The organism is Propylenella binzhouense, assembly GCF_009866965.1.
Taxonomy (GTDB): domain Bacteria; phylum Pseudomonadota; class Alphaproteobacteria; order Rhizobiales; family Afifellaceae; genus Propylenella; species Propylenella binzhouense.
The window spans coordinates 1-11,189 of record NZ_SPKJ01000114.1 but is presented as its reverse complement, the minus strand read 5'-3'; the positions used below and the strand labels follow the sequence as shown (position 1 = coordinate 11,189).

The window sequence follows — 11,189 nt, the reverse complement described above, 5'->3', positions numbered from 1 at the left end:
CCGCCGGCCTCCAATCCGGCAGACAGCTTGAATCATCTCAGCGCTGATTTGGGAATCCCGATTCAATTAGGTCGGGTAACGCTCTAGGCGGCACGGCGAGCAGGGGGCGTGAGTGGGCCGCTCCCGCCCGCCGATCTGGACCGACGCCGGCCGGACCTGTTGAAGCTTCGGGCTGGAGAACACCTTCACCGCTTCCACGCCGCCAGGCGGGAGCCGATCTTCTTCGACACCACGACGACCGGGCGCTTCAACGCACCGGACGCATCCTACGGCGTCCGCCGGACGATCCGCACCAGGTGATGGCCATCCGCCGGCCGCGATCCACACCGGTGGAACCCGCTGCGCGGACGGGCTTGCCGCGCGGGCGCGCAGGCGCAAGTATAGAAAAGGGCGCATGTATGCGCCGGGGGAGGAAACAATGCGGAAGCCGCTGCTCAGTCTGGTCCCGTCGCTGGCCGTTTCGGCCTTCCTGCTCGCGGGCGGGCCCGCGTCCGCCGAGCCGGCCGGCGTGACGATCTACACCACCGACGGCGCCTTCGAGGATATCCGCCAGAACGTGGAGGACGCCATTGTCGACCGCGGCTTCGTGATCGACTACCAGGGCCATGTCGGCGAGATGCTGAACCGGACGGCCTCCGATGTCGGGGCGACCACGACCGTCTATGCCCATGCCGATCTGCTGCAGTTCTGTTCGGCGACGCTCTCGCGGGCGGCGATGGAGGCGGATCCGGCCAACATCGCCTTCTGCCCCTACGTCGTGTTCGTCTACGAGCTCGCGGACGGGAAGGGCCGTCAGCATGTCGGCTTCCGCCACCTGGACGGCGGCACGAGCGCGGATTCCAAGGCGGCGCTCCAGAAGGTGAACGACCTCCTCGACGAGATCGCCCGCGAGGCCACGCACCAGTAGGCGCGTCGGCGGCTCAGCGCGCGAGGCGCTTGATGAGGCTCGACGTGTCCCACCGCCGTCCGCCCATCTTCTGCACCTCGGCGTAGAACTGGTCGACCAGCGCCGTGACGGGAAGCGTGGCGCCGTTCCGCCGCGCCTCGTCGAGGCAGATCGCGAGGTCCTTGCGCATCCAGTCGACCGCGAAGCCGTGGTCGAAGCGGTCCTCGACCATCGTCTGCCAGCGGTTCTCCATCTGCCAGGACTGCGCGGCGCCCTTGGAGATGACGCCGACGACCTTCTCGACGTCGAGCCCGGAGCGCCCGGCGAAATGGAGCGCCTCGGAGAGGCCCTGGACCAGGCCCGCGATCGCGATCTGGTTGACCATCTTCGTCAGCTGGCCGGCGCCGGCCGGCCCCATCAGGCCGATCATCCGGGCATAGCAGGCGATCACCGGCCGCGCCGCCTCGAACACCTCTCCCTCGCCGCCGGCCATGACGGTGAGAACGCCGTTCTCGGCCCCGGCCTGGCCGCCGGAGACCGGGGCATCGAGGAAGCCGAAGCCGCGTTCCGCGGCAGCCGCGGCGAGCTCGCGCGCGATGGTCGCGCTCGCCGTCGTATGGTCGACGAAGGTCGCGCCGGGCCTCATCCCCGCGAATGCGCCGCCTTCCGCGAGGGTGACGGAGCGGAGGTCGTCGTCATTGCCGACGCAGGAGAACACGAAATCGCGGCCGGCGGCGGCCTCGGCCGGCGTCGCGGCGCGCCGGCCGCCGAATTCGGCGACCCAGCGTTCGGCCTTCTCCGCGGTCCGATTGTAGACGGTGACGTCGTGGCCGCCTTTGCGGGCGAGGTGCCCCGCCATCGGAAAGCCCATCACGCCAAGTCCGATGAATGCCACCTTCGCCATTGCATCCGTCTCCCGGTCCAACCCGCACCGAAGCCTTTAGCCGCGCCGGACGCCGATGTCAGGGGGCGGCGGGGGAGGGCGGCTCACGCCCGCAGCGCGAGATGGCGCGTCAGCCGCACCTCGAGCATGTTCCAGATGCGGCGAAGCACCTCCACGACGGCGAGGTAGAGCACGGCCGCGTAGAGATAGACCGTCATGTCGAAGCTGCGCGAGAAGGCGAGACGGGTCTCGCCCATGAGGTCGAGCACCGTCACGATGCTCGCGACCGCCGAGCCCTTGATCATCAGGATGATCTCGTTGCCGAGCGGGCGCAGCGCGATGATCGCGGCCTGCGGCGCGATCACGTAGCGGAAGATGGTCCAGCGCCTCAGCCCGAGCGCTTCCGCCGCCTCGGCCTGGCCGCGCGGTACCGAGCGGATCGCGCCGCGATAGATCTCGGCCTGGTAGGCGGCGGTGTTGAGCGTGAAGGTGAAGGCCGCGCAGTTCACCGCGTCGCGGAAGAAGCTCCACAGGCCGAGCGACTGCAGGGTCGGCCGGAATTCGCCCATGCCGTAATAGACGAGGAAGATCTGGGCAAGCAGCGGCGTGCCGCGGAAGAAATAGACATAGGCGAAGGCGAGGCTTCCGACGACGCGGTTCTCGGACAGGCGGGCGAGCGCGACCGGAATCGCGAGCAGTCCGCCGCAGGCGATCGAGACGGCCACGAGCGTCAAGGTCGTGCCGAGGCCGTGTACCAGGCTCGGGCCGTAGCGGGCCAGGACATCGAGGTTCACGACGGCGCCGCCCCGATCGCGATCCTCCGGGGACCCATCGCCCGTCTCTGCTCGCCCCGCTCCGCCCACCGCTCGATCGCCGTGATCCCGAACGACGAGACGATCGACATGATCAGGTAGATCATGCAGGCGACGAAGTAGAAGAAGAACGGCTCCTTGGTGTTGCCCACGGCGACCGAGGTCATGCGCAGCAGGTCGTTGAGCGCGATCACGGAGACGAGGGACGTGTCCTTCAGGAGGATGAGCCAGAGATTGGCGAGGCCGGGCAGCGCGAGCCGCACGAGTTGCGGGAGGATGACGAGGCGAAGCGTCTGCCCGCGATGGAGCCCGAGCGCGGCTGCCCCTTCCCATTGCCCGTTCGGGATGCCCTTGAAGGCCGAGGCGAAGACCTCGCTCGCATAGGCCGCGAAGACGAGGCCGAGCGCGACGATCCCGGCCACGAAGCCGTTCACCTCGATGTAGCGCTCGGAGAACAGCCGCACGACGGTCTGCAGCAGCATCTGGCCGCCGTAATAGACGATGAAGAGCGTCAGGAGCTCCGGGAGGCCGCGAAAGACGGTCGTGAAGGCTTCACCGAGAAGGCGCTGCCAGGCGACTTGGCTGCGCTTGGCGAGCGCGATCAGGAGCCCGACGGCGAGGCCGAACGGCAGCGTCGCGAGGGCGAGGCGGATCGTGAGCCACGTGCCGGCCAGGATCTCGTCGCCCCAGCCGGTCGGGCCGGGTGCGAGCAGGGCGATGAGGTCGGCCATCGGACCCGGCACCGGTCAGGGGCGGCGGACATTCATCCTCCGCCCCGGCCGCTTCAGCTGCCGTAGACGTCGAAGTCGAAGTACTTCTTGTTGATCTGCTCGTAGGTGCCGTCGGCACGGATCGCGTCGATCGCCTTGTTGAACATCTCGACGAGATCCGTGTCTTCCTTGCGGATCGCGATGCCGGCGCCCGGTCCGTGGATCTCCTCGACCGGCGTGATGGTGCCGGCGATCTTGCAGCAGGCGCCCTCGGGCGTATCCAGCCATTCCGAAAGCACCACGACGTCGTCGACCGCGCCGTCGAGCCGGCCGTTCTGCAGGTCGAGCTTATACTCGTCCGCGGTCGGGTACATCTTCAGCTCGGCATCCTTGTAGAAGCGCTCGACATAGTTCGAATGCGTGGTCGAGGATTGCGCGCCGATGGTCTTGCCCTTCACGTCCTCCGGCGCGGCGCCCTTGATGTCGGAATCCTTCGGGACGGCAAGGGCGGGCGGCGTGTTGTAGTATTTGTGCGTGAACGCCACCTTCTCCGCCCGTTCCGGCGTGATCGACATCGAGGCGATGATGGCGTCGAACTTGCCGGCGAGGAGCGCCGGGATCATGCCGTCCCAGTCCTGGGTCACGAACTCGCACTCGACCTTCATCTGGGCGCAGAGCGCCTTGGCGATGTCGATGTCGAAGCCGACGAGCTGCTTGTCCGGCGTGAGCTCGTTGAAGGGCGGATAGGCGCCCTCGGTGCCGATGCGGACCTTCTTCCACTCTTTCGCATCGGCTATTCCGCCGAGAAGGGCGGCCATCGCGGCTGCGAGCGCGAGACTCTTGAGGATGCGCATGTGACTGCCTGCCTGTTCCGTGCTTTGATCCCAGCAAGTTCCGGGCCGTTTTTCGGCCGCTGACCGTCATAGTCCGATCAAATTCCGTGCGGCGCAACCGGATTTCAGGTGCCTGACACCTGCGCGGGAGCGCGGAAACGGGCCGGTCAGCCGCCTATGCCGAAGGCCGAGAACGGAATGAACGAGACCAGGCTGCCGCGCCGCACGGCGGTCGTCTCCTCGTCGATCTCGATCAGCCCGTCGGCCTCGCGCAGCGACGTGATCAGCCCGGAGCCGTCGCGCGGGAAGCGGCGGACCGCAAGGCGCCCGTCGCCGCCGGTCGCGAGCATGCCGCGCAGGAACTCGCGCCGCCCCGCCTTCTTGCCCGGCAGGTCGAAATCGGCCGGAAGCGGGAAGCGCGGCGGCTCCCGCCAGTCGGCTCCGCCGAGCGCGAGGAGCGCCGGGCGCGCATAGAGAAGAAAGCAGACGAAGGCCGCGACGGGATTGCCGGGAAGCGCGAGCACGACGCAATCGCCGATCTGGCCGAAGCTCATCGGCCGGCCGGGTTTGACCGCGATCTGCCAGAGGTGGCGCGTGCCCAGCGTATCGAGGCTCGTGACGAGGTGGTCCTCCTCGCCGCGCGAGGCGCCGCCGGTGGTCAGAATCGCGTCGTGGGCCGCGGCTGCCTCCGCCAGCACCGATTGCACCGCCTTCGAGCGGTCCGCCACCAGCCCCAGATCGGTGATCTCCGCTCCGATCGTGGCGAGCAGCGATCTCAGCAGGAAGTGGTTGGAATCGTAGACCTGCCCGGAGGAGAGCGGCGCGCCGGGCCGCACCAGCTCGTCGCCGGTCGAGAGCACGGCGACGCGGAGCCGGCGATAGGCGGAGATCCGCGCCCGCCCCGTCGAGGCGATCGCGGCGATCTCCTGCGGCCGCAGCGGCGTTCCCGGCGAGGCGATCGTCGCGCCGGCGGCGAGGTCCTCGCCGGCCTTGCGCCGGTTGGCGCCCTTCCTGAGCCCCGGCGGAACCGCGACGAAATCGATGCCGTCTTGGCTGTGGGGCTCGCAATCCTCCTGCATCGCCACCGTGTCGGCACCGTCGGGCATCACCGCGCCGGTGAAGATCCGCGCGGCGGTGCCGGCGATATGCGGCACGGCCTGCGGATGGCCGGCGGCCACCCGGCCCGCGACCCTGAACCAGCCGCCGGTCGCCTCGAAATCGGAATGCGCGAAGGCGTAGCCGTCGACCGCGGCATTGTCGGCGAGCGGCACGGGGCGCGGGCTCGCGATCGTCTCGGCGAGAATGCGCCCGCCGGCCTCCTCGAGTGCGATCTCCTCGGGTTCGACCACGCGCCCGATGCGCGCGCGCAGGATCGCCAGCGCCTCGTCGTGCCGCAGCCTCTCGCTGTCGGTCAGAAAGCAGTCGTCGAGGAGGCGGCGCCCGGACATGGCCCTACACTCGCGTCCCGCGGCGCGAAAGGGAAGGGGTGCACTGCAAGCGCCGCCTATCGGGGCAGGGACAGGTCCTGCTATCGTCGTCACCGGTAGCCTCTGAACGGAGGGCAGCGTGTTCCTCGAGACCATATCCGACGACGAGGCGAGCGGCCCGATCGCCGAAATCTATCGGCAGCAGAAGGCGCAGCTGGGCTTCGTCATGGATGCGACGCGGTGCTTCACGGCGCGCCCGGATCTGCTGCCGATCTACACGGATTTCTCGAACGCCATCCGCGCCGGCTTCTCGCTGGGCCTGAGGGAATGGCGTCTCGTCACGCTCGTTGCCGCGAAGCACATCGGCTCGAGCTATTGCTCGCACGTCTACGGCAAGCAGCTGATCGGCGATCTCGGCTCGAAGGAGGCAGTTCTCGCGGTGCAGCGCGACTTCCGGAACGCGGGTCTGCCGGAGCGCGACGTGGCGATGCTGGCCTATGCCGAGAAGGTCACGAAGGATGCGGCGAGCGTCACGCAATCGGACATCGAGCGCCTTCGGGCGGTCGGGTTCACCGACCCGCAGATCTGCGACATCGCGCTCTGCGCGGCGTTCCGATCCTTCGTGAGCCGGTTCTTCGACGCGATGGGTGCGGGCACGGAGGCTGCGTTCCTCGACGAGGACCCCGCCTTCCGAAGCGCCATGACGGTCGGCAAGGCCGTGTGAGACGATCCGGGCGCGGCTGGCCGGCAGCCGAACGGCCCATCATCCGCCGCCGGAGCGGAGGCCGGTCTCGTTCGCTATGAAATCGGCCATCGCCTCCACGTCGTCGAGCGCGAAGCAGGGCAGTCCGTGCGAGTCGGTCGGATGGTCGGCGGCGATGGCGCGGATCGTCGGATCTTCGAGCGCGAGCGACGACTGCCTGGCCGAGGCGGAGCGGCGGACCTCGATCTTCGGATGGCGTTCGCGCTTGTAGCCCTCGACGAGGACGAGGTCGCAGGGCGAAAGCCGCGGCAGCACGGTCTCGAACCCGGGTTCCTCCTCCTCCTCCCTCAGTTCGTGCATCAGCGCCCATCGCGTCCCGGACACGATCATCACCTCGCTCGCGCCCGCCTCCCGGTGGCGGAACGAATCCGTTGCCGGCCTGTCGATGTCGAAGGCGTGGTGCGCGTGCTTGATGGTCGAGACCCTGAGACCGCGCGCCACGAACACGGACACCAGGCGCGTGAGCAGCGTCGTCTTCCCGGAATTCTTCCATCCGGTCACGCCGAACACGGGAGCGCTCATGCCGGATCGCGCGCCTGGAGGTTGCGGGCGATCTCGTCGGCCTGCTCGGCCTCCTCGGGCGTGTTCACGTTGAAGAAGGGGTCGATCTCCTCGCCTCCCACGTCCATCGTGTCGAACGGCACGTTGATGCGGACGTGCCTGTCCGTGAAGGCCAGGATCTTGCCGCTCTCGCCGGTGCGCAGGAAGGCCTCGAGCTCGTCCGCGAGCCTGATCGGCCACAGCCCGAACACCGGATGCGTGCCGGCGGGCGAGGCGGCGAGGGCGATCGTGTTCTCGTCGCGTCCGCAGCCTTCCGAAAGCCGGGCCACCAGGTCCTCCGGGAAGAACGGCGTGTCGCCGGCGACGCTCACGATGAAGCGCGCCTCCGGCAGCGTCCGCTCCGCCCAGCGCATGCCGGCCAGCACGCCGGCGAGCGGCCCGGCGAAGCCTTCCACCGTGTCCTCGACCACAGGGAGCCCGTAGGATGCGAAGCGCGCCGGGTCGCCGTTCGCGTTGATCGCGATTGCCGAGACCTGCGGGCGCAGCCTCTCGATGACATGCTCCAGCATCGGCTTGCCGCGCACCGCGACGAGCGGCTTGTCGCCGCCTCCCATCCGCCGTGCGAGCCCGCCCGCGAGAATCACGGCAGGAACGGACGCCGGTCCGTAGCCGCTCATTGGCGCCCCACGGCGCGGCGGTCCTTCGGGTGCGACGGCTTCATTCGGCGGCTTCCTCCCGGCCGGGACTGCTCTTCCGGCGAAGCCGGCTCGGCTCTTCCTCGACGCTTTCGAGATCGGCGTCGAACACGATCCGCTCGGCGCCCGCGACGGCCGCGAAACGGCGTCCCCGGGCACGGCCGACGAGCGTGAGCCCGGCGCGCCGCGCCAGCTCGACGCCCCAGGCCGTGAAGCCGGAGCGCGAGATCAGGATCGGAATTCCCATCATCACGGTCTTGATCACCATCTCGGAGGTGAGGCGGCCGGTCGTATAGAAGATCTTGTCGTCCGCGGAAACATCGTTCAGCCACATCCAGCCGGCGATCTTGTCGACCGCGTTGTGGCGGCCGACATCCTCCATGTAGACCAGCGGGCGATCCCGGCGGCAGAGCACCGAACCGTGGATCGCGCCGGCGGCAAGGTAGAGCGACGGGGTGAGATTGATCGCCTTCGTCAGCGCGTAGAGCCAGCTCGTGCGGAGCTCCGCGTCCTGCGCGAGCCGGATCGAATCGAAGCCCGCCATCACGTCGCCGAAGATCGTGCCCTGCGCGCAGCCGGAGGTCCGGACCTTCTTTCTGAGCTTGTCCTCGTAGTCGGTCGCGCGCTCGGTCCGCACGACGACGACCGAGAGCTCGTCGTCATAGTCGATTCCGGTGATGCGGTCGTCCGGGCGGAGCATGTTCTGGTTGCGGAGATATCCCACCGCCAGAAGGTCCGGGTGATCGCCGATGGTCATCATCGTGACGATCTCCTGACTGTTCAGGTAGAGCGTCAACGGCCTCTCCGTGACGACGCGCACGTCGATCGGCGTGCCGGTCTGGTCGATGCCGGTGACCGTGGCCGAGAGGCGCGGGTCGTCGGGGTCCGGCTTGATCAGGTAGTCGGTCAGGGGCGTCTCCGTTGCGGCCGCGGAACCCGGCCACGCCCGGCCGGACGATCGGCTGTTCGAGGCGGCGAACCGCCTGTTCCCGCGTAATGACAGCGGGACGGCGGCATGCTAGCGACGCCGCTTCCGGGGCGCAATCGGTCCCCGTCGCAACACATACGGGAGTGAAATGGAATGAGGCGTCGTGATGTCATCAGGGGCCTGGGAGTGGGTGTCGCGGCCGGTGCCGCCGGCACGCTCGCCCGCCCGGCCCTGGCCCAGAGCAACCCGAAGGTCAGCTGGCGGCTGACCTCGTCGTTCCCGAAGTCGCTCGACACGATCTACGGAACCGCGGAAATCTTCGCGAAATACGTCGCCCAGGCGACCGACAACAACTTCCAGATCCAGGTCTTCGCGGCCGGCGAGATCGTGCCCGGCCTGCAGGCGGCCGACGCGGTGACGAACGGAACCGTCGAGCTCTGCCACACGGCCGGCTATTACTATGTCGGCAAGGACCCGACCTGGGCGCTCGCCACGGCCGTGCCGTTCGCCCTCAACGCGCGCATGCAGAACGCGTGGATGTATTACGGGGGCGGCGTCGACCTCGTGAACAACTTCCTCGCCAAGTCGAACATCTACGCGCTGCCCTGCGGCAATACGGGCGCGCAGATGGGCGGCTGGTTCCGCAAGGAGGTGAACACCGTCGCCGACCTGAACGGTCTGAAGATGCGGATCGCGGGGCTCGCCGGCAACGTGCTCGCCAAGCTCGGCGGCGTGCCGCAGCAGCTTGCGGGCGGCGACATCTATCCCGCGCTCGAGAAGGGCACGATCGACGCGACCGAGTGGGTCGGTCCCTATGACGACGAGAAGCTCGGCTTCTACAAGGTCGCGCCATATTACTACTATCCGGCGTTCTGGGAAGGCGGGGCGATGCTCCACCTGATGTTCAACCAGCAGAAATGGAACGAGCTGCCGGAAACCTACAAGGGCATCGTGAAGGCTGCCGCGCAGGCCGCGAACTGCGACATGCTGGCGAAATACGACTATGTGAACCCGCAGGCGATCCGCCGCCTTGCCGCTGCCGGCGCGCAGCTGCGGCCGTTCAGCCAGGAGATCAGCCAGGCCTACTTCGACGCGGCGCAGCAGCTCTATGCCGAGCTCACGGCGAAGAACCAGGATTTCAAGACGATCTACGAATCCATGACGGCCTATCGCCGCGACGCCTATCTCTGGTTCCAGGTCGCCGAGTATTCGTATGACACCTTCATGATGGTTCAGCAGCGCGGCAACAAGCTCTGAGCCGGAGGAAGGTCCGATTCTGGGCCCCGGGGCGCTGCTCCGGGGCTTTTCTTATAGCCCCTCCGTCCTTCGCCTCATTCTCGGCTTCGCCGGCTTCGTGTTACTCTGACGCTCGAGCGCCGTAAGAGCGCCGTGCGGGCAGCGCCCGCCTCGAGTGGGAGGAACCGGAAATGAAGCGTCGTGACGTCATCAAGGGCGTTGGATTGGGGCTTGCCGCCGGCACGGCGGCGACGCTGGCGAAGCCGGCCATCGCGCAGAGCGCGCCGAAGCTGAGCTGGCGGCTCACCTCGTCCTTCCCGAAGTCGCTCGACACGATCTACGGCGCGGCGGAGGTCTTCGCCAAATACGTGTCGGAGGCGACCGACGGGAACTTCAGGATCCAGGTCTTCGCGGCCGGCGAGATCGTGCCGGGCCTGCAGGCGGCGGACGCGGCCTCGAACGGTACGGTCGAGCTCTGCCACACCGCGAGCTACTATTACTGGGGCAAGGACCCGACCTACGCCCTGGCCACCGCAATCCCGTTCGGCCTCAACAACCGGCTGATGAACGCCTGGCTCTACCATCAGGGCGGGACCGATCTCCTCAACGAGTTCTACGCCACGCAGAATCTCTACGGCCTGCCGGCCGGCAACACGGGCGCGCAGATGGGCGGCTGGTTCCGCAAGGAGATCAACTCCGTCGCCGATCTTCAGGGCGTGAAGATGCGCATCGGCGGCATGGCTGGAAAGATCATCGGGAAGGTCGGCGTCGTGCCGCAGCAGATTGCGGGCGGCGACATCTATCCGGCGCTCGAAAAGGGGACGATCGATGCGGCGGAGTGGGTCGGCCCCTACGACGACGAGAAGCTCGGCTTCGTGAAGGTCGCCAAGTACTATTACTATCCGGGATGGTGGGAAGGGGGGCCGGCGCTCCACGTGCTCTTCAACAAGGGCAAGTGGGAGGAGCTGCCGAAGACCTACCAGGCCGTCTGCACGGCGGCGGCCGGCTACGCGAATGTCGACATGATGGCGAAATACGACGCGCTCAATCCCGGCGCCGTACGGCGGCTTGCGTCGAGCGGCGCCCAGCTCCGCGCCTTCAACCAGGACATCATGGAGGCCTGCTTCAACGCCGCGCAGGAGACCTACAACGAGATCATGGCGTCGAACGCCATGTTCAAGAAGATCTACGAGTCGATGGCGGCCTATCGCAGGGACGGCTATCTGTGGCTGCAGGTGTCGGAATATACGTACGACACCTTCATGATGATCCAGCAGCGCAACGCCAAGATCTGAACGGCCGGCTTCCGGTGCCGCAGCCTTGCGGCGGCTCCGGGACCGTTCCTGCGGTCAGTTGAAGCTCGGCGGCTTGCTGAGGTCGATCGGGCTTTGGGGCTGCGCCGGCGCCTGCGGGGCCGGCGCGGGGGCGGGCGCGGACGGCGCGCCGAAATTCAGCTGACCGGGGAGGCCTTGCCCGGGCGGGGGCGCTGCGGGCTGCGCGCCCGGTTGCGGCCCG

The 11,189-nt window shown here is 68.0% G+C and carries 13 protein-coding genes; 5 read left to right on the top strand and 8 right to left on the bottom strand.

Features of this window, described 5'->3' with window-relative positions; translation table 11 throughout:
- Positions 1-159: 159 nt before the first annotated feature.
- Positions 160-300: a hypothetical protein gene (locus E4O86_RS20250; protein WP_161142364.1), complete on the top strand. Its 141-nt coding sequence runs from the start codon at positions 160-162 to the stop codon at positions 298-300.
- Between the two features lie 118 nt (positions 301-418).
- Positions 419-907 carry a DUF302 domain-containing protein gene (locus E4O86_RS20245; RefSeq protein ID WP_161142363.1) on the top strand — a complete coding sequence of 163 codons (489 nt, stop codon included), beginning with the start codon at positions 419-421 and terminating at the stop codon, positions 905-907.
- Positions 908-920: 13 nt separating this feature from the next.
- Here E4O86_RS20245 and E4O86_RS20240 read toward each other — a convergent pair whose 3' ends face one another.
- From E4O86_RS20240 to E4O86_RS20220, 5 genes are all read right to left on the bottom strand, one after another.
- The gene (locus E4O86_RS20240; protein ID WP_161142362.1) at positions 921-1,790 is read right to left on the bottom strand and encodes an NAD(P)-dependent oxidoreductase; all 870 of its coding nucleotides are present in this window, start codon (positions 1,788-1,790) and stop codon (positions 921-923) included.
- 83 nt (positions 1,791-1,873) lie between these two features.
- Positions 1,874-2,563 carry an ABC transporter permease subunit gene (locus E4O86_RS20235; RefSeq protein ID WP_161142361.1) on the bottom strand — a complete coding sequence of 230 codons (690 nt, stop codon included), beginning with the start codon at positions 2,561-2,563 and terminating at the stop codon, positions 1,874-1,876.
- Positions 2,560-3,312, bottom strand: a complete 753-nt coding sequence (locus E4O86_RS20230; RefSeq protein ID WP_161142360.1) for an ABC transporter permease — start codon at positions 3,310-3,312, stop codon at positions 2,560-2,562. The genes E4O86_RS20235 and E4O86_RS20230 overlap by 4 nt, the downstream gene beginning before the upstream one ends.
- Positions 3,313-3,365: 53 nt before the next feature.
- The gene (locus E4O86_RS20225; RefSeq protein WP_161142359.1) at positions 3,366-4,145 is read right to left on the bottom strand and encodes an ABC transporter substrate-binding protein; all 780 of its coding nucleotides are present in this window, start codon (positions 4,143-4,145) and stop codon (positions 3,366-3,368) included.
- Positions 4,146-4,291: 146 nt separating this feature from the next.
- Positions 4,292-5,572, bottom strand: coding sequence for a molybdopterin molybdotransferase MoeA (locus E4O86_RS20220; protein WP_161142358.1), 1,281 nt, complete (start codon positions 5,570-5,572; stop codon positions 4,292-4,294).
- 118 nt (positions 5,573-5,690) lie between these two features.
- Between E4O86_RS20220 and E4O86_RS20215 the strand changes: the two genes are divergently transcribed.
- Entirely contained in the window at positions 5,691-6,275 is a 585-nt protein-coding gene (locus E4O86_RS20215) for a peroxidase-related enzyme (protein ID WP_161142357.1), read from the top strand.
- 39 nt (positions 6,276-6,314) lie between these two features.
- On the opposite strand, the gene mobB is transcribed toward E4O86_RS20215, so the two are convergent.
- From mobB to E4O86_RS20200, 3 genes are read right to left on the bottom strand one after another with little or no spacing between them, the layout of a single operon-like run.
- Positions 6,315-6,836: a molybdopterin-guanine dinucleotide biosynthesis protein B gene (mobB, locus tag E4O86_RS20210; RefSeq protein ID WP_161142356.1), complete on the bottom strand. Its 522-nt coding sequence runs from the start codon at positions 6,834-6,836 to the stop codon at positions 6,315-6,317.
- Positions 6,833-7,492, bottom strand: coding sequence for a molybdenum cofactor guanylyltransferase MobA (gene mobA, locus E4O86_RS20205; protein ID WP_161142355.1), 660 nt, complete (start codon positions 7,490-7,492; stop codon positions 6,833-6,835). Before mobA ends, mobB begins: the two co-directional genes overlap by 4 nt.
- A 40-nt stretch (positions 7,493-7,532) precedes the next feature.
- Complete coding sequence (locus E4O86_RS20200; RefSeq protein ID WP_161142365.1) at positions 7,533-8,408, bottom strand: formate dehydrogenase accessory sulfurtransferase FdhD; 876 nt, start codon at positions 8,406-8,408, stop codon at positions 7,533-7,535.
- Positions 8,409-8,591: 183 nt separating this feature from the next.
- Between E4O86_RS20200 and E4O86_RS20195 the strand changes: the two genes are divergently transcribed.
- The gene (locus E4O86_RS20195) at positions 8,592-9,695 is read left to right on the top strand and encodes a TRAP transporter substrate-binding protein (RefSeq protein WP_161142354.1); all 1,104 of its coding nucleotides are present in this window, start codon (positions 8,592-8,594) and stop codon (positions 9,693-9,695) included.
- Positions 9,696-9,865: 170 nt separating this feature from the next.
- Positions 9,866-10,969, top strand: coding sequence for a TRAP transporter substrate-binding protein (locus E4O86_RS20190; protein ID WP_161142353.1), 1,104 nt, complete (start codon positions 9,866-9,868; stop codon positions 10,967-10,969).
- Positions 10,970-11,189: the final 220 nt, after the last annotated feature.